This window comes from Pseudomonas chaetocerotis (assembly GCF_015712105.2).
Lineage (GTDB): Bacteria > Pseudomonadota > Gammaproteobacteria > Pseudomonadales > Pseudomonadaceae > Aquipseudomonas > Aquipseudomonas chaetocerotis.
Window position 1 is genome coordinate 1 of record NZ_JACFYX020000004.1, and the last position, 20,354, is coordinate 20,354.

Annotated in this window: 22 protein-coding genes, 1 other RNA gene and 2 pseudogenes; 4 read left to right on the forward strand and 21 right to left on the reverse strand. The window is 62.7% G+C overall.

What is annotated here, in order from left to right:
* The 6 genes and pseudogenes from H3221_RS08350 to H3221_RS08375 all read right to left on the reverse strand — a co-directional run.
* Positions 1-192 (reverse strand): annotated as a pseudogene (locus H3221_RS08350) (aspartate aminotransferase family protein); the annotation flags it as partial.
* A 23-nt stretch (positions 193-215) separates the two neighbouring features.
* Positions 216-1,562: a glutamine synthetase family protein gene (locus H3221_RS08355; protein WP_196474182.1), complete on the reverse strand. Its 1,347-nt coding sequence runs from the start codon at positions 1,560-1,562 to the stop codon at positions 216-218.
* 28 nt (positions 1,563-1,590) lie between these two features.
* Positions 1,591-2,148: a helix-turn-helix domain-containing protein gene (locus tag H3221_RS08360; RefSeq protein ID WP_196474181.1), complete on the reverse strand. Its 558-nt coding sequence runs from the start codon at positions 2,146-2,148 to the stop codon at positions 1,591-1,593.
* Position 2,149: 1 nt separating this feature from the next.
* Positions 2,150-3,439, reverse strand: a complete 1,290-nt coding sequence (locus H3221_RS08365) for an NAD(P)/FAD-dependent oxidoreductase (RefSeq protein WP_196474180.1) — start codon at positions 3,437-3,439, stop codon at positions 2,150-2,152.
* A gap of 78 nt (positions 3,440-3,517) precedes the next feature.
* Positions 3,518-3,817: an antibiotic biosynthesis monooxygenase gene (locus tag H3221_RS08370; RefSeq protein WP_196474179.1), complete on the reverse strand. Its 300-nt coding sequence runs from the start codon at positions 3,815-3,817 to the stop codon at positions 3,518-3,520.
* Positions 3,818-3,837: 20 nt separating this feature from the next.
* The gene (locus H3221_RS08375) at positions 3,838-3,984 is read right to left on the reverse strand and encodes a hypothetical protein (protein ID WP_017677236.1); all 147 of its coding nucleotides are present in this window, start codon (positions 3,982-3,984) and stop codon (positions 3,838-3,840) included.
* Between the two features lie 326 nt (positions 3,985-4,310).
* On the opposite strand from H3221_RS08375, the gene H3221_RS08380 reads away from it, so the two are divergent.
* A complete protein-coding gene (locus H3221_RS08380) occupies positions 4,311-5,258 on the forward strand; it encodes an AraC family transcriptional regulator (protein ID WP_196474178.1) in 948 nt (315 codons plus the stop codon).
* An 89-nt stretch (positions 5,259-5,347) separates the two neighbouring features.
* On the opposite strand, the gene H3221_RS08385 is transcribed toward H3221_RS08380, so the two are convergent.
* The 5 genes from H3221_RS08385 to dnaX form a co-directional block, all read right to left on the reverse strand.
* Positions 5,348-6,496 (reverse strand): acyl-CoA dehydrogenase family protein, encoded by a 1,149-nt coding sequence (locus H3221_RS08385; RefSeq protein ID WP_196474177.1) that lies wholly within the window; start codon positions 6,494-6,496, stop codon positions 5,348-5,350.
* A 66-nt stretch (positions 6,497-6,562) separates the two neighbouring features.
* A complete protein-coding gene (locus H3221_RS08390) occupies positions 6,563-7,141 on the reverse strand; it encodes an eCIS core domain-containing protein (RefSeq protein ID WP_196474176.1) in 579 nt (192 codons plus the stop codon).
* 29 nt (positions 7,142-7,170) lie between these two features.
* Positions 7,171-7,770 carry a recombination mediator RecR gene (recR, locus tag H3221_RS08395; RefSeq protein WP_196474175.1) on the reverse strand — a complete coding sequence of 200 codons (600 nt, stop codon included), beginning with the start codon at positions 7,768-7,770 and terminating at the stop codon, positions 7,171-7,173.
* Between the two features lie 255 nt (positions 7,771-8,025).
* Positions 8,026-8,352 carry a YbaB/EbfC family nucleoid-associated protein gene (locus tag H3221_RS08400; RefSeq protein WP_003460931.1) on the reverse strand — a complete coding sequence of 109 codons (327 nt, stop codon included), beginning with the start codon at positions 8,350-8,352 and terminating at the stop codon, positions 8,026-8,028.
* 23 nt (positions 8,353-8,375) lie between these two features.
* Positions 8,376-10,454 carry a DNA polymerase III subunit gamma/tau gene (gene dnaX / locus H3221_RS08405; protein WP_196474174.1) on the reverse strand — a complete coding sequence of 693 codons (2,079 nt, stop codon included), beginning with the start codon at positions 10,452-10,454 and terminating at the stop codon, positions 8,376-8,378.
* Between the two features lie 466 nt (positions 10,455-10,920).
* Here dnaX and H3221_RS08410 point away from each other — a divergent pair, with 466 nt between their 5' ends.
* Positions 10,921-11,142: a hypothetical protein gene (locus H3221_RS08410; RefSeq protein WP_037004057.1), complete on the forward strand. Its 222-nt coding sequence runs from the start codon at positions 10,921-10,923 to the stop codon at positions 11,140-11,142.
* A 53-nt stretch (positions 11,143-11,195) separates the two neighbouring features.
* Entirely contained in the window at positions 11,196-11,483 is a 288-nt protein-coding gene (locus H3221_RS08415) for a DUF3509 domain-containing protein (RefSeq protein WP_196474173.1), read from the forward strand.
* A gap of 123 nt (positions 11,484-11,606) precedes the next feature.
* Here H3221_RS08415 and ffs read toward each other — a convergent pair.
* The 3 genes and pseudogenes from ffs to H3221_RS25790 all read right to left on the reverse strand — a co-directional run.
* An RNA gene (ffs, locus tag H3221_RS08420) (signal recognition particle sRNA small type) lies at positions 11,607-11,703 on the reverse strand.
* A gap of 104 nt (positions 11,704-11,807) precedes the next feature.
* Complete coding sequence (locus H3221_RS25785) at positions 11,808-12,587, reverse strand: methyl-accepting chemotaxis protein (protein WP_370604793.1); 780 nt, start codon at positions 12,585-12,587, stop codon at positions 11,808-11,810.
* A 78-nt stretch (positions 12,588-12,665) separates the two neighbouring features.
* Positions 12,666-13,442 (reverse strand): annotated as a pseudogene (locus H3221_RS25790) (MCP four helix bundle domain-containing protein); the annotation flags it as partial.
* 446 nt (positions 13,443-13,888) lie between these two features.
* Between H3221_RS25790 and H3221_RS08430 the strand changes: the two are divergent.
* Positions 13,889-14,167, forward strand: a complete 279-nt coding sequence (locus tag H3221_RS08430) for an HU family DNA-binding protein (RefSeq protein ID WP_072424786.1) — start codon at positions 13,889-13,891, stop codon at positions 14,165-14,167.
* A gap of 45 nt (positions 14,168-14,212) precedes the next feature.
* Here H3221_RS08430 and H3221_RS08435 read toward each other — a convergent pair whose 3' ends face one another.
* The 7 genes from H3221_RS08435 to arcD form a co-directional block, all read right to left on the reverse strand.
* Positions 14,213-14,506, reverse strand: coding sequence for a copper-binding protein (locus H3221_RS08435; protein WP_196474171.1), 294 nt, complete (start codon positions 14,504-14,506; stop codon positions 14,213-14,215).
* A 19-nt stretch (positions 14,507-14,525) separates the two neighbouring features.
* Entirely contained in the window at positions 14,526-15,023 is a 498-nt protein-coding gene (locus H3221_RS08440; protein WP_196474170.1) for a cupredoxin domain-containing protein, read from the reverse strand.
* Between the two features lie 117 nt (positions 15,024-15,140).
* On the reverse strand, positions 15,141-16,556 hold the full coding sequence (locus H3221_RS08445) for a multicopper oxidase family protein (RefSeq protein ID WP_196474169.1): 1,416 nt from the start codon (positions 16,554-16,556) through the stop codon (positions 15,141-15,143).
* 15 nt (positions 16,557-16,571) lie between these two features.
* A complete protein-coding gene (locus tag H3221_RS08450) occupies positions 16,572-17,972 on the reverse strand; it encodes a TolC family protein (RefSeq protein ID WP_196474168.1) in 1,401 nt (466 codons plus the stop codon).
* The gene (locus H3221_RS08455; RefSeq protein WP_196474167.1) at positions 17,959-18,258 is read right to left on the reverse strand and encodes a hypothetical protein; all 300 of its coding nucleotides are present in this window, start codon (positions 18,256-18,258) and stop codon (positions 17,959-17,961) included. Before H3221_RS08455 ends, H3221_RS08450 begins: the two co-directional genes overlap by 14 nt.
* 74 nt (positions 18,259-18,332) lie before the next feature.
* On the reverse strand, positions 18,333-18,728 hold the full coding sequence (locus H3221_RS08460) for a hypothetical protein (RefSeq protein WP_196474166.1): 396 nt from the start codon (positions 18,726-18,728) through the stop codon (positions 18,333-18,335).
* Between the two features lie 68 nt (positions 18,729-18,796).
* Positions 18,797-20,224 (reverse strand): arginine-ornithine antiporter, encoded by a 1,428-nt coding sequence (gene arcD, locus H3221_RS08465; protein WP_196474165.1) that lies wholly within the window; start codon positions 20,222-20,224, stop codon positions 18,797-18,799.
* Between the last annotated feature and the right edge of the window lie 130 nt (positions 20,225-20,354).

Below are 20,354 nucleotides of genomic sequence, written 5' to 3' on the forward strand. Positions count from 1 at the left end.
ACACCACAGACCGGCCATGCCATCGAGGATCTTGTTGCCCTCGCTGTCCCACAGGTGCACACCCTTGGCTTCAGTGATGATGCGTGGGCCCTTCTCGGCCAGTTGCTTGTAATCACTGAACGGCGCCAGGTGGTGGGCCTGGCTCAGGGCCTGCCAGTGGGCGGTTTTCGGGTTGTTCTGGGCGTTGTTCATGGCGCCTCCTTCTATCCGTGACATCAGAGATACCAGCGATATTCCCTGGCGTTGATGTCGTGCATGAAGGCCAGGTGATCCTGGCGTTTGTTCTCGCAATAGACCATGACGAACTCACTGCCGAGGCCAGCAGCGACGCGCTCGCTGGTCTGCATGCGGCGCACGGCGTCGAGCATGTCCTTGGGAAAGTCGACGCCGCTTTCGCGGTCGTCATTCAGGGGTGCGATGGGCTCGACCTTGGCGTCGAGGCCATGCTCGATACTGGTCAGCAATGCTGCCAGCACCAGATAGGGGTTGGCATCGGCGCCCGGCAGGCGGAACTCCAGACGCAGGTTGCGCGCGTCCGACTCGGGGATGCGCACGCAGGCGTCGCGATCCTCGAAGCCCCAACTGGCCTGGCTCGCCGAGTTCACCTGGGCGCCGAAGCGGCGGTAGCTGTTGTGGTTCGGCGCGTAGATCGGCATCAACTCCGGCAGCAGATTCAGGCAGCCTGCCACGGCATGACGCAGCGGGCGCTGCTCATCACGCGTCAGCAGGTTGTCACCGGCTTCGTCGTACAGGCTGACATGGATGTGCATGCCACTGCCCGGATACTGCAGGTACGGCTTGGCCATGAAGCTGGCGCGATGGCCGTATTTGAGCGCCACGCCACGGGTCAGCCGACAGAACAGCGCCGACCAGTCGGCCGCCTGCAGCGGGTCGGTGTTGTGGCTGAAGTTGATCTCGAACTGTCCCGGGCCGATCTCGGCGGTGATCACCGTGGTATCGATGCCCTGCAGGCGTGCGGTCTCGGTGATGTCGTCGAGCACGTCGGCGAAGCGCGAGAGCCGCTCGATATGCATGTTCGGCTGATCATCGGCATCACCACTCAGATCATCGCGCGGGTACTGCGGCAAGCCGTCCTTGAGCGCCTTGTCGAACAGGTAGAACTCCAGCTCGAACGCCACCACCGGGCGAATGCCGCGTGCGGCCAGGCGCTGCACCACGCGCGCCAACACCTCGCGCGGCTCGAACTCGATGGGCGCTTCGGTGCCATCGGAGCTGATCAGCATCTGCCCCAGCGGCTGGCGCTCCCAGTTCACCAGCTTGAGCGTGCCGGGAATCAGTCGCCGTGGCGCATCCGGGTCGCCGTCATGAAAGCAGTAATCGCCGATCTCGTAGAGCCCACCCTGGGCGCCGAGCAGCACACAGTTTTGCGGCAGCTTCAGGGCGCTGCCTGCGGCGACCTTTTCCAGCATCTCGATGGGATAGCGCTTGCCATAGAAGTGCCCGGGGATGTCCAGGCAGATCAGGTCGACGAAGCGCACCTCGGGATGGGCCAGGCGAAATTGGCGGACTTCATCGAGCAGCTCGACTCGGGTGGCGTTCATTATGGTTATTTCCGGTTCACGAGTAGGTTCAGGTGTAGATCCACAGCACGCGCGCAGGCGTGTCGCCCTGGTTGGCATAGCGCAAGCGCGCGTAGCTCGGCACCTGAAAGGCATCGCCGGGATACAGGGTGGCGCTCTGTTCGTCCTCGCCCAGCCACAGGGTCAGCTGCCCCTCGAGCACGTAGCCGGCCTGCTCCGAGCGGTCGCTCATCTGCCGTTCGCCACTGCTGGCACCAGGCTCGAGCAGGCTGTCGACCACCATGAAGGCGCCTTGCAGCGTGGGTGACGCCATGATGTCGGTGATACCGCCGGCCAGGTACAGGGTGCGGCGCTCGTCCGGCCGGGTAACCCAGTCCAGCGCCTTGGGCTTGGGCAGGCTGTAGAAATAGGTGGTGGGTACGTCGAGCGCCTCACTGATGGCGGTCAGATCCTCCACCGTCGGACGCGACAGGCCACGCTCGACCTGCGAGAGAAAGCCCACGGAACGACCGATTCGCTCGGCCAGTTCGTTCAAGGTGACCTTCTTGTGCTTGCGCAGGTCGTGGATGAGCACGGCAAGGGCCGCCATCTCCAGATTCTTGTCCATATCAGAAATAGTCCCTGAGTCGATACCAGGCCTTGCCGATGGCCTCGAGCGGCGCCGCCAGGCGCTCGCCGAATGGGAATTGGCGATTGCGCAGTTGCTGGTACAGCGCCAGTTCGTCGTCATTGCCGAGAATGGCATCACTGACTGCCCGCGCCGCCGCCAGGGTCGGCAGCACACCGTGACCGGAAAAGCCCTGCAGCCAGTAGCGACCGTTCTCGCCGCCGATATCCGGGGTACGGCTACGGGTCACGTCGATATGCCCGCCCCAGGCAAAGTCGATGGTCACACCTGACAGCTGCGGGAACACGCGCTCGAGGAAAGGCCGGGTGGCGGCTGCCATGTCCCTTGGCAAACCACCCAGGTAGGTGCAGCCACCGCCGAACAGCAGGCGGTGATCCGGGGTACGGCGGAAGTAATCGAGCACGAACTGGTTATCGGTCACGCAGGCGTTGCGCGGTAACAGTGCTTCAGCGCGCTCGGCGCCCAGCGGTTCGGTGGCGATCTGGTAGGTACCGACCGGCAGGATGCGCCGAGCCAGGCGTGGCTCCAGGCGATCGATATAGGTGTTGCAAGCCAGCACCAGATTGTCGGCCTGCACACTACCCTGCTCGGTGCGCACGCGGTAGCCGCCGCCATGCACATCCTGGGTCAGCACGCGGCTCTGCTCGAAGATCTGCCCACCGGCCCGAACGAAGGCCTCGGCCAGACCGAGCGCCAACTTGAGCGGGTTGAGATGCCCTGCCTCGGGGTCATAGAGGCCGGCGCGGTAACGCTCGCTGGCGACCCATTGCGGCATCTGTTCACGCGACACGAACTGCAGCGCGCGGTGCCCCCATTTATAGGCGGCTTCCTCCTGCCACTCATGCAGCAATGCCACGCGTCGGGGCAATACTGCCGTCCACAAATGACCATGGTGGTAATCGCAGTCGAAGCCATGGCGCTGGGGCAGTTCACGCAGCTCGTGGGCTGCCCAGGTCATGCTGTCCCACAGACGGCGAGCGCGTTCGATGCCCAGCGCTTTTTCCAGCGGCGGCATATCGCACGACCAGCCCAGAATCGCCTGCCCGCCGTTGCGTCCAGAGGCTGCCCAGGCCACGCGACTGGCCTCCAGCAGAATGACTCTGCGTCCCGCTTCGGCCAGGCGCAAGGCGGTGTGCAGGCCACTGAAACCGGCACCGATCACCAGCACCTCGCACTGCAGATCACCTTGCAGTACTGGATGATGCGTCAGTCGATCCTTGCAGCTATGGGCGTAATAGCTGTCGACGTGCTCACTGGCATGACGAAACATAGACGACTCATGAAATTTAAAATAATTAATTTCATGAAAATCTATAGAGATAATTTCACAAAGGCAAGCCTGAGCGGCTCAGGCGACTTGCTGCTGCAACTCCATACCACACTCGAGATGAGTGAACAGCCCTTCGTCTATCGCCTGGGCCACCACCTGGCGCAGGCCTTCGCTACCGAGGAAAGCGTCGCGTGCCGCTGCCGAGCGCCACTGCCCTTCTACCTGCCAGATCAACGGGTCAGCGCGCAGAGAGAACACATGTAGGCGTTCGCAACCCGGGATATCCCGGCCGACCTCATGCAACCGCGCCAGGCACTGCCCCAACCGATTTGAACGGTCGTGGCGGGCGCGAACGGTCATACGGTGAATGATGCTCATGGCAACCTCCTGGAGTTGAATCAATACATACCGGCAGCGTTTCGCTGCAAAACATGGGGCGCTGCGTCCGGCTCTGCAAAAGCCGCTTCGCCAACGGCTCGTGAGTCGAGCCAGGCAGTGGCGAGCAACAACAGGGTCAGCGGCGCGATCAACCATTTACTGGACATGGCTCGCTCCTTTCTTCACGTGTGGGCACCGTTCAGCGGGTGATGTCGCTACTGCATGCGTTCGAGCCGCGCAGAGGCACCGCTCGATGGCTACAAAGATCAGGCAGAAAGTCATCAGAGCGTTAGTCGATTACTGGTAAATTCTTGCCTAAACCTGCAATGCAGGGAATTGCATCAGCGTGGTGCGCAGAGCCGAAGCATTCCTTGAAATACTCTGTATCACTGGCTATTTGCCCATTACTGGCAAATATTTGCCTAATCCTGCCGCCCCTCATGACTTGCCTGAAAAACCTGGCTAGGCTTCGCTGACTTTCCGGAGGCGCGCTATGCATTCACCCATTCACACCGCCACAACTCTCGACACCCCACTTGCCGAGCTGAGCCACGAAATGGCACGTCTGGTCGAGCGCTTCGTCCCCGAGGATGGCTTACACCTCACCGCCATCCCCGGCCTGAAACTGGCGCGCGCCACAACACCCAGCCTGCCGATGCAGACGGTCTACGACCCGTGCCTGTGCATCATCGCCCAGGGCCGCAAGGAGATTCGTCTGGGTGACGAACTCTATGTTTATGATCCGTTGAATTACCTGGTGGCATCGGTGGTATTGCCAGTCACCGGCCGAGTGATCGAAGCCAGTCCGGAAGCGCCATACCTGAGCCTCGCACTGGAGATAGATCCGGCATTGATCAGCAGCTTGATCACCGAGATGCCACCCATTCCGGCCCCTGATGCCGCCTCGCAACGGGCGCTGTTTCTCGATCGTCTCGACCCGCGCTTGCTGGATGCGGTGATTCGTCTGCTGCGCCTGCTGGAAACCCCGCGCGACATCGCCATGCTGGCGCCACTGGCATTGCGCGAGATTTTCTACCGCATGCTGCTTAGCCCGCAGGGCCACCGCCTGCATGAAGTGGTCATCGCCGATAGCCAGAGCCAGCGCATCTCCCGCGCCATCGAGTGGCTGCGCAAGAACTTCGATCAGCCACTGCGCATCGAGGAGCTCGCCCGAGAGGTGAACCTGAGCCCCTCGACCCTGCACCATAGATTCAAGGCCGTCACGGCGTTCAGCCCACTGCAGTATCAGAAGCAGCTGCGCTTGCAGGAAGCCCGGCGACTGATGCTGTGCGACAACCTGGAGGCGGCAGCGGCCAGCTACCGCGTTGGTTATGAAAGCCCATCGCAGTTCAGCCGCGAGTACAGCCGTCTGTTCGGCGACCCGCCGCAACGCGACATAGCCCGCCTGCGCCAGGCAGCGCAGAATCAGCAAGCTTCCTGAACGCTCTCTTCTGTAGAAGGCGCTTTAGCGGCGACGGCGCTCAGCAGCGCCTCTGATCGCAGCTAAAACCCCTTCCACTGCGCGCCCGGCTACAGCCCCATCTGCTTCGCGATGATCTCGTTCATGATCTCGCGCGTACCACCACCGATAGAGAGGATGCGATTGTCGCGGTACAGGCGCTCGACGAGAGATTCACGCATGTAACCCATGCCGCCCATGATCTGCACGGCATCGTAAGTCAGACGGTCGGCGATATCGGTGGCGAAGTTCTTGGCCATGGAGATCTCCTTGATCACGCTCCTGCCGGCGGCCATCTGCACAGCCTGCCGGTAGGTGAATTCGCGGGAGACCTCAAGCTGCGTCGCCATCTCGGCCAGGCGATGCTTGAGCACCTGGAACTTGCCTATTGGCTTGCCGAACGCCTGGCGTTCGCGCGCCCATTTCAGCGACTCCTCCAACGCCAGTTGCGCGGTCATGTTGGCCATGATCGCCAGGCTCAGACGTTCACTCTGGAAGTTGGCCATGATGCAGGCGAAGCCGGCGTTCTCTGCACCGATCAGGTTATCCACCGGCACCTTGCAGTCATCGAAGAACAACTCGGCGGTATCGGACGCCCACCACCCCATCTTCTTCAGCTTACGGCCCACACTGAAGCCCGGCGTACCCTTCTCTACTAACAGCAGACTCACACCACCGAAGCCTTCACCGCCGGTACGCACAGCGACCGTGTAGTAATCGGCACGCACGCCGCTGGTGATGAAGGTCTTGCTGCCATTGATACGGTAATGATCGCCGTCGCGTACGGCGCAGGTCTTGAGACTGGCCACGTCGGAGCCACCGCTGGGCTCGGTCACCGCCAGCGCCATGATCTTCTCGCCAGCCAACACCTGCGCCACCACAGTTTCACGTACAGCCGGCTTGGCCCATTTGACGATAGGCGGCAGCCCGATATCCAGCGAACCGAGCCCGGCCACCAGGCCGCCGGAACCACAACGCATCAGCTCTTCGCTGGCCGCGACCTTGGCGAATACGTCGCCCTCATGGCTGCCGCCATACTGCTCGGGGTAACCAATGCCAAGAATGCCCGCCGCGCCCGCCTTCAGATACAGTTCGCGAGGAAACTCCTCGGCCTCTTCCCATTCATCGATATGCGGCAGAATCTCGCGCTCGACGAAGCGGCGAACGGAATCGCGAACCAACTGGTGAGAATCATCGAAATAGGATTGAGGGGCGGCCATGCGGGTACTCCCGTTATTGTTTTGGCCACCCTAACCTAGCGCTTGCTTGGTTTTCAAGCGAGCGTTTCATTTGTGCTCGCGCAGGGCCTTTCTAACCCGCTCGCCCATCACGTAGGCAGGGTCTTCAACCGACCGGAAATTGCGCGTGTAACGCTGGGCGAAGCCATCCGTGCCCCACTCGCGGTATTGCTGTACATGCCACAGTTCATGGGCCCAGAGCGCCGCATCCTGGGTGGCAGCATCGGCGTCGCGGAAAACCACTACGTCGACCAGCGTCACGGCCTGCACATCGGGGTTCTGCAGCATGACGGTGGCGGCGTCCATCTCGTCGGTGATTCCGACGCGAAAGCGCACTTCATCAAGCAACGTATCGTCGTAGAACGGCGCCAGCTGTGCACGGATCATCAAAGGAATCGGCTCGGCACCCGCTCGCAGCGCCGCCTGGCGAGATTGCAGCAACCAGGCTTCGAGACGCGCCGCAGCCAGCTTCAGGCCGTCCTCACGCACCCGTACGGGATCGGGCACGCACAAGCAGGAAGCGCCCAGACACACCTGCACCTGCCCGGTCGGGCATTGAGCCTGTGCGGCCAGAGGCGCTCCAAGCAGGAGCAACAGAGCGAGGCGGCGCAGAGTGTCGGTGGTCACTGGCACTGCGAAGCGAGAGGTTTGACTGCTTACAGGTTGATCGGGCGCCGACCTGCCAGTGCATGGGCCAGGGTGCCGCCGTCGACCAGCTCCAGCTCACCACCCAGCGGCATGCCATGGGCGATACGCGAGGCGACCAGACCTTTGCCGGCAAGGATCTGGGCGATGTAGTGCGCCGTGGCCTCACCTTCCACCGTCGGATTGGTGGCCAGGATCACTTCACTGAAAGCACCGGCATCGATACGCTCCAGCAGCGCTGGAATACCGATGGCCTCCGGCCCCAGACCATCGAGCGGTGACAGATGCCCCTTGAGCACGAAGTAGCGACCGCGAAAGCCGGTCTGCTCCACGGCATGCACGTCCATCGGACCTTCCACCACACACAGCAGGCTGTCGTCACGCCGCTCGTCCAGGCACAGCAGGCAGACCTCGTCTTCGCTCAGGCTGCGGCAGCGCTTGCAGTGCCCCACACCTTCCATCGCCGCATTCAGTGCCTGCGCCAGACGCTGACCGCCACTGCGATCACGCTCGAGCAGCTGCAGCGCCATGCGCTGCGCGGTCTTCTGCCCGACGCCGGGCAGGATGCGCAGGGAGTCGATCAACTGGCGAATCAGAGGGCTGAAACTCATGGCGTTCCTACAGGTTGATGGCCCGGATGCGATCCGGGGAACGAGACATACATCTATCCCCGGATTTCATCCGGGCTACGCCCCCACCTGACTCGGCTGTGGGCGCGTCATTATCACCACGCAATCCGAGGGGGCGACCAGACGGTATGCAGTACAAGGCGCGAAAGGCCGCGAGCACCGGAGTTTACGTCTGTAAATGAGGATGCTCGGGGCCTTTCGCAACGCAGTAATGCGTACCGGCTGTGCGTCACAGGCTCAGAAAGGCATTTTGAAGCCGGGGGGGAGTTGCATGCCCGCGGTCATGCCGGACATCTTCTCCTGGCTATTCTGCTCGACCTTGCGCACCGCGTCGTTGACGGCAGCCGCAATCAGGTCTTCGAGCACTTCCTTATCTTCCTGCATCAGGCTGTCATCCAGGGTGATGCGCTTGACGTCGTGACGACCGGTCATCACCACGCTGACCAGGCCGGCGCCGGACTGGCCGGTGACTTCAGCGTTGGCCAGCTCTTCCTGCATCTTCTGCATCTTTTCCTGCATTTGCTGAGCCTGCTTCATCAGGCCTGCCATGCCACCTTTCATCATGTCGGTTTCCTCGGTGTTCAGAATTAACTGGGGGTATCGATAGGTTCGATGCTGTCGTCGCGCACCTTGGCGGCGAACTGCTGAATCATCTGCTGCACCAGCGGGTCGGCATGGATCGATGCCTCGGCACTGCGCTGGCGGTCCGCGCGGCGTCGAGCAGCGGCCTGCGCCGGGGTTTCCTGCTCGGGCTTGCAAAGCTCGATGCGCAGTTTGATGCTGCGCCCCTGCTGCTGGTTCAGCGCATCATTGAGTCGACGCTGCTGAGTCGGATTGAACAGCGCGCTGTGCGCCGGGTCCAGGTGCAGCAGCCAGTCATCACCATTGGCTTCGATCAGGGTGCAGTTGGCAGCGATGCTGCCCGTCATGCCGCCCAAGCCAAGCTGCGGGAACAGTGACAGCCACTCTGCCGCCAGACCGGTAGCCGGCTTGGCGGCCGGTAGCGGTTCCTCGACCGCCTGCGTCACGGCTTCGGCTTGGCCGAAATCGTAGTCGAGGGTCTCGGCGTCCATTTCGACATAATCGTAGTCGCCGAGCGGTGGCTCGTCCTCACCGCCTTCAACATCGGCTACTGGCTGCGTGATCTCAGCCGGTGCGGGCACTTCGACCGCAGCAACTTGCACGGCTGCTGGCTCTGCGGGTTTCACCTCTGGCTCTGCCAGGGCGACAGACTGAGCAGGCTCAGCCACAGGCTCGGCAGCCCTGGTAGTTTCCCAAGGCACATCAACCACAGGAACAGCGGGCTCGGGCTCGGGCTCGGGCTCGGCGGGCAGGTTAGCGGCCGGCGCAACAGGCGCTTCAACAGGCTGAACCGGCTCTCTCACAGCAGGCGTGACACTCGCTGCCGGCACAACAGGGCTCGGCTCGACCACCGCAGTCACGACGGGAGCGATGACAGGCGCTGGAGCAGAAACCACGGGAGCCGGCATAGCGGTGCCGGCCACTGGGTTTTGTTGGGAATCAGCAGTGGCCTGGCTGATCCCCAAGGGCTTTAGCGTGACCCTGGGCGCGTCATCGGCGCCCGCCGGGCGGAAGGCCAACATGCGCAGCAGCACCATCTCGAAGCCGCCGCGCGGTTCAGGCGCCAAGGGTAGATCGCGACGACCGATCAAACCCATCTGATAGTAGAACTGCACGTCTTCGGCCGGCAGCGCCTGGGCCAGTTGCAGCACGCGCTCGCGGTCTCCCTGGCCATTGTCGACGGCCTCCGGCAGCGCCTGGGCAATCGCAACGCGGTGCAGAACGTTGAGCATCTCCGACAGCACGCCATTCCAGTCCGGCCCCTGCTCGGCGAGATGACGCACCGCCTCGATCAACGCCCGGGCATCGCCCTCGATCAGCGCATGCAGCACACCGTAGACCTGGCCGTGATCGAGCGTGCCGAGCATGGCGCGCACATCGGCCGCCAGCACCTTACCCTCGCCGAAGGCAATCGCCTGGTCGGTCAGACTCATGGCGTCGCGCATCGAGCCATCGGCAGCACGACCGAGCAACCACAGGGCGTCGTCCTCGAACGGCACGTTCTCGGCAGTCAATACGTGGGTCAGGTGCTCGACCACCCGCTCCGGCGGCATGTTCTTCAACGAGAACTGCAGGCAGCGCGACAGCACGGTGACCGGCAGTTTCTGTGGATCAGTGGTGGCGAGCAGAAATTTGACGTGGGGCGGCGGCTCCTCCAGGGTCTTCAACAGGGCGTTGAAGGAGCTGGTGGAGAGCATGTGCACTTCGTCGATCAGGTAGACCTTGAAGCGACCCCGACTTGGGGAGTACTGCACATTATCGAGCAGCTCACGGGTGTCTTCGACCTTGGTGCGGCTGGCGGCGTCCACTTCGATCAGGTCGACGAAACGACCCTCATCGATTTCCCGACAGACCGAGCAGGTGCCACAAGGGGTAGAGCTGATGCCGGTTTCGCAGTTCAGGCACTTGGCGATGATCCGCGCAATAGTAGTCTTGCCCACACCACGCGTGCCCGTGAACAGATAGGCATGGTGCAGGCGCTGACTGTCCAGAGCGTTTATCAAGGCTTTGAGCACATGCGTCTGGCCGACCATTTCGCGGAACGAGCGCGGACGCCATTTACGTGCAAGAACCTGATAACTCATGGAAAACCGTCATATAAGGAAAGCAAAAGTGGGCTAATCCTAGCGGAGCAACCGGCAAATTGCATCCGCCACCCGCTTGTGTGGAGCAGCATCGCCCCAGCTTGAGAAATAACACTGGTCATTTCTTGCACAAAGCATTAACATTTGCGCCGTTCGTACCACGCTGTAAGTCATTAAAGGCCTTTGCGCCCCCTCGCTGGTTTCCCGGTTCAACGTCTAGCGCATCTCTGCGCTGCCGCCCTCCCCGATCCCATCTGCTGACTGATCAGGCCGACTCGCCGTTTATCGGCGCAGTTCCTCTGCCTGCCTCCGACGTACCGACCACGCCGAAGAACCGTAACAATGGAACTTTATCGTGCTAATCAAGCTCCGATCGGTTGACATGCTATGGCCGCTTTTCGGCCAACCACATGGAGCTACACCACGCGCAACGAAGCGCACATGCTTTAAAGGAATACCCAGAAAAATGAATGCTCAACATCAAATTCAGAAAGCCATCAGCACCCTGACTCACGCCTTCGCTCCGTTCGATTGCCGCATCCTGGCAACGCGCAAGGGCAGCTTCAGCTTTACCCTGGTCGACAAGACTGGTATCGCTCAGTACAGCCAGCGTCTTTACCCAGGCCAGTACAGCGACGAGTCTCTGCAACAGGTGATCGAGCGTACCCGCCAGTCGCTCACCGCCTGAACTTAGTCGTCATCCTGAGGTCAAACGTGGCCAACCTCAGGATGGAGTAGGACATGGAACTCACCCACCAACAGCTCGTCGATCACCTGTTCAATCCGTTGCGTGCCAGCTTCAGCTCACCACGACCGGACGGCAGCATCATCCTCGCCCTGCTCGACGAGAGCGACAGCACCGTCTACAGCCGCGTCCTGGCCAAGCCACAGATCACTGACCAGAATGCCTTCGCCCAGAGCCTGGAAGAAATCCGCCTGGAACTGGCCGTACGCGCCGGCAATATCCCAGCCGACCTGCGCAAGACGCTCAAGGAACAGGACAGCGTGCTGAATTACCGCATCGCCTGAGCCTGCAAACACCCAAAGCCCGCGCCCAAAGCGCGGGCTTTTTTGCGCACAGCAAAAAACCACCAGATAGGCGCTGAAGATGGGGATAAGGGAGAGGCAACAGCCTGGAAAACTGGAGGTGGACCCCACCAGCCACACCCCGGCACACGATGTTCCCGCTGTGGCTGCTCCCTTCCGGGCCTGACCAGGTTGACGGGTAATCGTTGCGAGGGGACCGGCAGGGCCACCATAACGCTGCTCGCCATTGCGACAAGCCGCGCCATTGTAACGGCTAAACGTAAACTTACAACTGCTTCAAACACTTAGATACGCGAGACACTCACGTTACACCCGGAAACGCCCCACCAACTGGGCCAGTCCGTGGGACAACTCGGACAGATGCTGGCTGGCCCTCGTGCTCTGTTCGGAGGTCTGCGCCGCTTCGTTGGAAAGGTCGCGAATGTCGCTGATATTGCGTGCGATTTCCTCGGTGACGCTGCTCTGTTCCTCACAGGCGGTAGCGATCTGCGCGGCCATATCGTTGATGCGCTGCACCGAATCACCGGTCACGCTCAGCGCCTGGTCCACACCGGCCGCCTGTTCCACGCTTTGCCGCGCTCGCGCGCTGCCCGAATGCGTGGCCTTGACCGCGTTCTGCACACCCGCCTGCAGACGCTCGATCATCTGCTGGATGTCCTTGGTCGACTCCTGGGTACGCGCTGCCAGCGCCCGCACCTCATCGGCGACCACGGCGAAACCACGACCCTGTTCGCCTGCGCGCGCCGCCTCGATGGCCGCGTTGAGCGCCAGCAGGTTGGTCTGTTCGGCAATGCCCTTGATCACCGCCAGCACCGCACCGATGTTGGCAGTTTCCTGCTCCAGGGTCTGGATGGTGTCGGAGGCGCTCTCCACTTCCTGGGCCAGTTGACGGATCGAATGAATGGTCGCGCCGACCACCTGGGCCCCCTCGCGTGACTGCACTTCAGCGTGCCTCGCTGCATCGGCGGCATTCTGCGCATTGCGCGCCACCTCATGCACGGCCACGCTCATTTCGGTGGCCGCCGTGCTGACCTGATCGACCGCCGCGTGCTCGCTGCTGATCAACCGGTCATTGGCAGCCGCCATGCCAGCGAGACTCTGCGCCGAGTCGGCCACCTCACCCGTGACCCTTCCGACTTCCTTGATCAATGGCTGCAGTTTGTCGAGAAAGCGGTTGAAGGCATGACTGAGCTTGCCCAGTTCATCCCTGGAGAGCACGTCCAGGCGCACCCGCAAGTCGCCATCACCGTCGGCGATCTGTTCGATGCGATAAAGCAGGTTATGCAGCGGACGGGTCACCAACAGCGGGAACCCCACCACCAGAATCAGGCACACCAGCAGGCCTATGGCGATGATCAGTCCCTGCTGCCAGACCAGCGCTTCGCCGCGAGCAATGGCCTCGGTGCCAACGGCATTGGCGGCGTTGTCTTCCAACTCACCGAGCTTGTCGATGGCAGTGCGCGCCTCTTCGAACTGTGCCTCGCTGTCTGCGAAACTCAGCCGGCTGGCCGCATTGGGATCGCTACCGGCCATTTCCAGCACGCGCAACGAAGTCGCCTTCCAACGTTCAAAGCCGCGATCGAACTCCGCCACCAGTGCCAGCGCCTCGCTGCCCGGCTGCATGTCGGCGAACTTGTGCACACGGTCATAGGCCTGCTGCAAATTCTCCGTATGTGAGGCGCGCAGTTGTGCGGAATGCGTCCCGGAGTCTTCGTCGAGCAGACTGCGCTCGGCAACGAAGGCCTGGTAGAGGTCGCGGTCGGCATTGAGCAGCAGGCTGATGGCCGGCAGATGACGATTGGTCAGCGTGGTACTGGATTCGGCAACCTGAGTGATGCCACGCACCCCCAAGGTTCCCATCGCTACCAGCAAGGCAGCCAAGAGCAGAATGGGTAGGGCAATCTTCCAACGGAACCCCAGATCGGCAAATGCGCGCAACATGATGGCACTCCAGCACTAGGCAAGTATCAGTAGCTTAGTCGAGCCGTGCCAAGTCGCCGTCTGGCCGTGCAAAAACCCGGAAAACCTGTGGCGCTGGGCTAACCTTCTCCACTCCTACTCGCACCACTCGTCGCATCCCGCAGTTCGGCCATGATGAGCATTCCCGAGGCACGCGCACGCCACCTCAGGAGCAACCATGGCCAATTCGCATAGCCCCTTCGATCCGTTCATCTACGTGCGTGGCTACGCCTGCCCCGGCATCAGTGGCCGGCTGCGTTTTTTGCTCGCACGCTGGAACCACCAGAACTGATGCGACACTAAGCCCTATCGGCAGTGCCCGTTACGGCGCTGCCGAACCACCCCTTTTATGTTAGCGTTCCCATGTTTTCGGCTGTGCAGCCCATGTCTGCAGCACCGAACCTCTCACCTGCAAACGGAGTTACATCATGGCAATCACCAAAGACCAACTGATCAGCGACCTGGCCGAGGCCGTATCCCTGCCCAAAGCCACAGTCCGCACCCTGATCGATCAGCTGGGCGAAATTGTCGGCGACGCACTGGAGAACGACGGTGAGATCACCCTGCCAGGCATCGGCAAGCTCAAGGTAAGCGAGCGCCCAGCCCGCACCGGCCGTAACCCGCAGACCGGCAAGAGCATCGAGATCGCGGCCAAGAAAGTGGTCAAGCTGGTGCCTGCCAAGGCCCTGACCGACGGCCTGAATTGAGTGTTTGCTGGCCCAGGCGCAATGCCTGGGCCAGCTCGCCCCTAGTTATTTCATGACATGCAGCTCGGTGACGATGTAGCGATTTCCTTGTTGCTGTACTTGGAAACTCACCTTTTCTCCAGCTGAAACGCCTTCAAGCAGTTCCGGCTTCTCGACCTCGAACACCATGGTCATCGGCGGCATGCCAACACTGGCAATAGGGCCGTGACGCAGGGTGATCTTCTGCGCAGCGACGTCCACCTTGCGTACCTCGCCCTGACTCAGCGGCGCGGGGTCTGCGGCCAGCAGCGGCAGGCTGAACAGGGCGGCCAGGGCAGTGATCATCAGTTGCTTCTTCATGCGTTTTTCCTCTCGCAGGTCATTCGGCCAGCACGTGGATGGTGCCGACCATGCCAGCCTGGTAGTGGCCGGCGATCAGGCAGGCAAAATCGAATTCGCCTGCACGATTGAAAGTCCAGATCATCTCGCCGACTTGACCCGGCGACACATGCGCCATGTAGGGTTCGTCGTGTTCCATGCCGGGAAAGCGCAGCATCATCGCGGCGTGCTCGTCCAGCGTCTGGCGGGTGCCGATCACGAACTCGTGGAGCATCTTGCCGTCGTTGTGATGAACGAAACGGATGGTCTCGCCCTGCCTGACCTGCAGCCGATCCGGGGTGAAGCGCATCTGGTCGGTCATGCGAATCTCGATGGTACGGCCGACCTCACCGGCATCACCGGCGATGCCCCAGGGTTTCTGTTCCTTGATCGTCGCCTGAGTGTGATGGCCCTCGTGCGCCTGGCTGTGGGCCAGGGCAGGAGCGGCGACCAGCAAGCCGACCAGGAGCATTGGGATGGAAAATTTTATCGGTTTCATCTGCGGATTCCTCAAATTGCGCTGGCAACGCCTTTAACCGGGCGCTGCGTCAGTTCGCTTCGCGGCTATAGCGGAATGCCGCCCAGCCGCTCCTACTCACTCTACTTCCAGTGTCCGTCAATGCCCGGCATGACCGCCCGGCTTACGCACCTGAACCTCCACCGGCGCCTCGATCGGCTGCTTGAGCGGCATCGACTGGCCGCCGCCGTCGTGCGAGCGACTCGGGCTGGCCAACGCCGCCCCCTTCCATTCATAAGCCACCGTGCCGGCCGGATGCTTGAACCAGCCGGGGTCGCGGTAATCGCCGGCGGCCTGTTCCTTGCGCACCTTGAGCATGGTGAACATGCCGCCCATCTCCACCGAGCCAAACGGGCCGTCGCCGGTCATCATCGGCACGGTGTTGTCCGGTAGTGGCATCTGCATCTCCGCCATGTCGGCCATGCCGCGCTCGCCCATCACCATGTAGTCCGGCACCAGTTTGGCAATCTTGCGGGTCATCTCGCGATGATCGACACCGACCAGAGTCGGTACGTCGTGGCCCATGGCGTTCATGGTGTGATGACTCTTGTGACAGTGCAGCGCCCAGTCGCCCTCCTCGTCGGCGATGAATTCGAGCTGGCGCATCTGCCCCACCGCAACGTCGGCGGTCACCTCCGGCCAGCGTGAGCCGACCGGTGTCGGCCCGCCATCGGTGCCGGTGACCTCGAACTCATGGCCGTGCAGATGGATCGGGTGGTTGGTCATGGTCAGGTTGCCGACGCGCAGGCGCACACGCTCGCCCTGGCGCGCCACCAGCGGGTCGATACCGGGAAATACGCGGCTATTGAAGGTCCACAGGTTGAAGTCGAGCATCTGCATGATCTTCGGTGTGTAGGCGCCCGGCTCTATGTCGTAGGCACTGAGCAGGAAGCAGTAGTCGCGGTCCACCTCGGCGATCAACGGCTGATGTTCCCTGGGATGGGTGACCCAGAAGCCCATCATGCCCATGGCCATCTGCACCATCTCGTCGGCGTGCGGGTGGTACATGAAGGTGCCGGGGCGGCGGGCGACGAATTCGTAGACGAAGGTCTTGCCTACCGGGATCGCCGGCTGGGTCAACCCCGCCACGCCGTCCATGCCGTTGGGCAGACGCTGGCCGTGCCAGTGGATACTGGTGTGTTCGGGCAGCTTGTTGGTGACGAAGACGCGCACTCGGTCGCCCTCCACCACCTCGATGGTCGGCCCCGGCGACTGGCCGTTGTAGCCCCACAGATGGGCCTTGTAACCAGGCGCCAGCTCGCGCACCACCGGCTCGGCAACCAGGTGGAACTCCTTGACACCGTTGTTCATGCGCCATGGCAGGGTCCAGCCGTTAAGGGTCACTACCGGGTTGTAGGGCCGCCCGCTGCCCGGCTGCAGCGGCGGCTGGGTGTCGGCGCTGGCCTGCAGCACCGGCTCGGGCAGGGCAGCCATGGCTACCCTGCTGACCGAAGAAGTGGCCACCGCAGCGCCGATGGCGCTGGCCCCGAGAAAGAAATCGCGTCGTGAAACCATCAGAGAAATCCTTGTTCAGTGGCCGGCGGCGGCCGGCTCGGCGGTAGCGGCAGGTGCCGCGGCGAGCGAGGGATTGGGAGCGCCCAGCAGGGCCATGTCGAGGTCGGCGCGGGCCAGCCAGAAATCGCGCTGCGCCTGCAGGTAGCCGTCCACCGCCTGCACCTGGCGACGCGCGTCGGCGAGCAGGTCGAAGGTGCTGATGAACATGCCGTTGTAGCGCAGCAGGTTTTCTTCGGCGATGCGCTGGCGCAGCGGCAACACCTCGGCACGATAGTGCTGCGCCAGCTCGAAGGCATTGCGGTAGGCGTGATAGGCCTCGCGCACCTGCGAACGGGCATTGATCGCCGTCTCGGCCGCGCGGTTGAGCGCCTGACGATACTGCGCCTCGGCCCGCGCCACCCTGGCACCGCTCCAGTCAAACAGCGGCAGCTCGACGCTGATCTCGTAGCCTCGCTGGGTCGGTTCCTCGTTGGAGCGGTTGTTGACGACGCCCAGCTCGAGCACGTTGATGAAACGCGTGGTGCGGGTCAGCCCGAGGTTCTGTGCCAGGCGCTCGGCATCCAGGCGCACGGCCTGAATGTCCTGGCGCTGGCTCATGGCCAGGCGCTCCACGTCCGGAAGCTGGTCGGCGCTTTTCGGCAATGCCGGCAAGCGTTCGGGCAGGCGATAGTCGAGTTGTTCGCCCCACAGACCGAGCAACCGGGTCAGGCGCTCGCGGCTGCGTACCCGCGCCTGTTCGGCCTGCAGCAGGCCGATGCCGGCTTCGGCGTAGAAGGCTTGCTGCTCGACCTGCTGCAGTTTGCTGAAGTTGCCTACCGCAGCCATTCGCCTTGCCAGTTCGCCACCGACCTCAGCGGCATCCAGCACCTGCCGTGCATAGACCGCGCTTTCCTCGGCAGCGACCGCCTCATACCAGGCTTTGCGCGTCTCGCTGGCCAACTCGAATACCGCCAGGCTGGTCTGGCGCTGCAGTTGCTCGAAGCGCTGCCCTTCCAGGCGCGAGGTCAACGGCAAGGCGATCAGCCGCGCCAGGTTCAGGTGCAGGCCACGCTCGTACTCCACCTCACTGCCCTTCTCCAGACGACCGTAGGAGAAACCGGGATTGGGCAGGCGCCCGGCCTGCACCCGCTCGGCCTCGCCGATGCCCAGCTCGTCGAGGGACGCCTGCAGACCGCGGTTGTTGAGCAGCGCCAGTTGCACCGCGGCATCCAGGCTGAGGGGGTCGGCCAGCAGCTCAGTCACCCGCGCGTCGATCTGACCGCGACCAGCTTCGTCCCGGGCCCACAGCAGTTGCTTGTCCAGCTGGAGCTCGCTGGCCTGCTGCACCGGACCGAAACCGCCGTCCTGGCTGAAGCTGGCGCAGCCGGCCACCAGCGATACGGCGCAGAGCAGCGCGAGGGGTCTAGTGATGGCCATGGTCACCTCCCTCGGACGGATCAGCGCCCTGTTCGTCCGACTGCTCCCAGCCTTCCATGCTGTAGGTACGCCAGCCGCCGATACGGCCGACCAGGTCATTGGCCGCGCGCCAGTCCTGCAGGGGCTCGTCGGTCTGGGCGCGATAATCTTCGAGGGGGGAACGGTAATCCTGCACCGGTACGGCGGCGTTGGCGTCCAGCGGGTCGGGCTGGGCCGCCACCAAGATGCCGGGTAGCGCCAGGGCAGCAAAGCCCAGCAGCCTTCCGGCAAGGAAATGCAAAGTCATGATGTGTTCTCGCATACAGCGGCCAGGCGGCCGCGTGAGCTACAGGCGCCGCATGACGGCGCTACCTAAAGGGCTCAGGCGAGAGAAAGACGCGGGGGACGTTCAGGTGTGTCGGCCACGCCGACTATAAGACGGTCGGGCCAGGTCGCAGGCAACTCGACGGCTTGCAGGACAGAGTCGTTCAGAAACGGCTGGCTGGGCGCTGCGACACCGACGCAGAAGGCGCACAGGGTACAGAGGCTGGCATCGGCGGGAGCATCGCTGCTGGCCACCGGGGCGGTGTCCTGATGCGCACCATGCGAGCTGTCGGCCGCCATGTCATGTTGTATGCCGTGCTGGCTCCCGCTCATCTGCAGGACACCGCTGCGATGCACCTGCTCACACAGTTGCATGCCGAGCGCCGCCATGGCCTGTGCCGGCAGGGCCAGCATCAGCATCCAGATCAGGGCGGTACGCAGGGATTTGCGCATGGGTTCGCGAAGCCAGGGTCAGAGGGCGATGAGCAGGATTATCCGCGCGCCGGCCGCTTTGTCCAGCCCTACAGCGTCAGATGACCGGCATACAGACCGTATCCGGCCAATACGGCTGTCAGTAATACCACGGCAAATATTGGCCATTCGTAACGGGAGAACAGCGCCTGTCCCTGCTCGCGCTTGGCCTGGCGCAGCAGCAGTGCCCCCGGCGCGTAGAGCAGCGCCGACAGCAGCAGGTACTTGACCCCGCCGGCATACAGCAGCCAGATCGCATAGGTTACCGCCAGCAGGCCGATGGCCAGGTCCTTGCGGCGCACCCCGGCCTGGCCTTCGTAGGTTTCGCCACGCAGCGCCAGCAACAGCGCATAGACCGCCGACCACAGGTAGGGCACCAGAATCATCGACGACGCCAGGTAGATCAGCGACAGGTAGGTGCCCTGGGAAAACAGGGTGATCAGCAAAAATAGCTGGATCATGCCGTTGGTCAGCCACAGCGCGTTGACCGGCACCTGGTTGGCGTTTTCCGTACGCAGGAAGGCCGGCATGGTGCCGTCCCTGGCGCAAACGAAGAGGATTTCGGCGCACAACAGCGCCCAGGACAACAGCGCGCCGAGTAGCGAGACCGCCAGGCCGATGCTGATCAGCACCGCACCCCAGCGCCCCACCACATGCTCCAGCACACCGGCCATCGACGGGTTCTGCAATGCCGCCAGCTCGGGCTGAGTCATCACCCCCAGTGACAGCAGGTTGACCAGCATCAGCAGTGCCAGCACGCCGAGAAAACCGATCACCGTGGCCTTGCCCACGTCGCGACGGCGCCCGGCGCGCGACGAGTACACACTCGCCCCTTCGATGCCGATGAACACGAACACGGTGACCAGCATCATGTTGCGCACCTGCTCCAGCACATCGCCGAACTGCGGATTACTGCGCCCCCAGATATCACGGGTGAAGATGTCGCGATCGAAAGCCAGGCCGACAATGACGATGAACAGCAGGATCGGTACCAGCTTGGCAACCGTGGTGATCAGGTTGATCAGCGCCGCCTCCCTGATGCCGCGCAGTACCAGGGCGTGCACGCACCACAGCAACACCGAGGCACAGGCAATCGCCAGCGGCGTATTGCCCTGGCCGAAGGCCGGGAAAAAGTAACCGAGGGTAGAGAACAGCAAGACGAAGTAACCGACATTGCCCAGCCAGGCGCTGATCCAGTAGCCCCAGGCCGAGGAAAAACCCATGTAGTCGCCCAGTCCTGCCTTGGCGTACACATAGACACCGCCATCGAGCTGGGGCTTGCGATTGGCCAGGTTCTGAAACACGAAGGCAAGCGCCAGCATGCCCACTGCGGTGATACCCCAGCCGATCAGCACGGCACCGACGTCAGCCCGAGCGGCGATGTTCTGCGGCAGCGAAAAGATCCCGCCGCCCACCATCGAGCCCACCACCAGCGCGGTCAACGATCCCAGGCCCAGCTTGCGGCTTTCCCCTGTCATGCGTCTCCCCCTGGCAGTCCCTGCACTCACTCTAGCAGCCCCGTACGTCGTGCCGGTGGGCAAACCTCGGCACAGCCCGATACCAGAATCGCAGTTACATCCAATCCGAGCGGCGACGGCTCTGCAATAG

Excerpts from the sequence above, each read along its gene's own strand:
- H3221_RS08355 (WP_196474182.1), bottom strand. The coding sequence starts at position 1,562 with ATGAACGCCACCCGAGTCGAGCTGCTCGATGAAGTCCGCCAATTTCGC.
- H3221_RS08360 (WP_196474181.1), bottom strand. The coding sequence starts at position 2,148 with ATGGACAAGAATCTGGAGATGGCGGCCCTTGCCGTGCTCATCCACGAC.
- H3221_RS08365 (WP_196474180.1), bottom strand. The coding sequence starts at position 3,439 with ATGTTTCGTCATGCCAGTGAGCACGTCGACAGCTATTACGCCCATAGC.
- H3221_RS08370 (WP_196474179.1), bottom strand. The coding sequence starts at position 3,817 with ATGAGCATCATTCACCGTATGACCGTTCGCGCCCGCCACGACCGTTCA.
- H3221_RS08375 (WP_017677236.1), bottom strand. The coding sequence starts at position 3,984 with ATGTCCAGTAAATGGTTGATCGCGCCGCTGACCCTGTTGTTGCTCGCC.
- H3221_RS08380 (WP_196474178.1), top strand. The coding sequence starts at position 4,311 with ATGCATTCACCCATTCACACCGCCACAACTCTCGACACCCCACTTGCC.
- H3221_RS08385 (WP_196474177.1), bottom strand. The coding sequence starts at position 6,496 with ATGGCCGCCCCTCAATCCTATTTCGATGATTCTCACCAGTTGGTTCGC.
- recR (WP_196474175.1), bottom strand. The coding sequence starts at position 7,770 with ATGAGTTTCAGCCCTCTGATTCGCCAGTTGATCGACTCCCTGCGCATC.
- H3221_RS08400 (WP_003460931.1), bottom strand. The coding sequence starts at position 8,352 with ATGATGAAAGGTGGCATGGCAGGCCTGATGAAGCAGGCTCAGCAAATG.
- dnaX (WP_196474174.1), bottom strand. The coding sequence starts at position 10,454 with ATGAGTTATCAGGTTCTTGCACGTAAATGGCGTCCGCGCTCGTTCCGC.
- H3221_RS08410 (WP_037004057.1), top strand. The coding sequence starts at position 10,921 with ATGAATGCTCAACATCAAATTCAGAAAGCCATCAGCACCCTGACTCAC.
- H3221_RS08415 (WP_196474173.1), top strand. The coding sequence starts at position 11,196 with ATGGAACTCACCCACCAACAGCTCGTCGATCACCTGTTCAATCCGTTG.
- H3221_RS25785 (WP_370604793.1), bottom strand. The coding sequence starts at position 12,587 with ATGGCGGCTGCCAATGACCGGTTGATCAGCAGCGAGCACGCGGCGGTC.
- H3221_RS08430 (WP_072424786.1), top strand. The coding sequence starts at position 13,889 with ATGGCAATCACCAAAGACCAACTGATCAGCGACCTGGCCGAGGCCGTA.
- H3221_RS08435 (WP_196474171.1), bottom strand. The coding sequence starts at position 14,506 with ATGAAGAAGCAACTGATGATCACTGCCCTGGCCGCCCTGTTCAGCCTG.
- H3221_RS08440 (WP_196474170.1), bottom strand. The coding sequence starts at position 15,023 with ATGAAACCGATAAAATTTTCCATCCCAATGCTCCTGGTCGGCTTGCTG.
- H3221_RS08445 (WP_196474169.1), bottom strand. The coding sequence starts at position 16,556 with ATGGTTTCACGACGCGATTTCTTTCTCGGGGCCAGCGCCATCGGCGCT.
- H3221_RS08450 (WP_196474168.1), bottom strand. The coding sequence starts at position 17,972 with ATGGCCATCACTAGACCCCTCGCGCTGCTCTGCGCCGTATCGCTGGTG.
- H3221_RS08455 (WP_196474167.1), bottom strand. The coding sequence starts at position 18,258 with ATGACTTTGCATTTCCTTGCCGGAAGGCTGCTGGGCTTTGCTGCCCTG.
- H3221_RS08460 (WP_196474166.1), bottom strand. The coding sequence starts at position 18,728 with ATGCGCAAATCCCTGCGTACCGCCCTGATCTGGATGCTGATGCTGGCC.
- arcD (WP_196474165.1), bottom strand. The coding sequence starts at position 20,224 with ATGACAGGGGAAAGCCGCAAGCTGGGCCTGGGATCGTTGACCGCGCTG.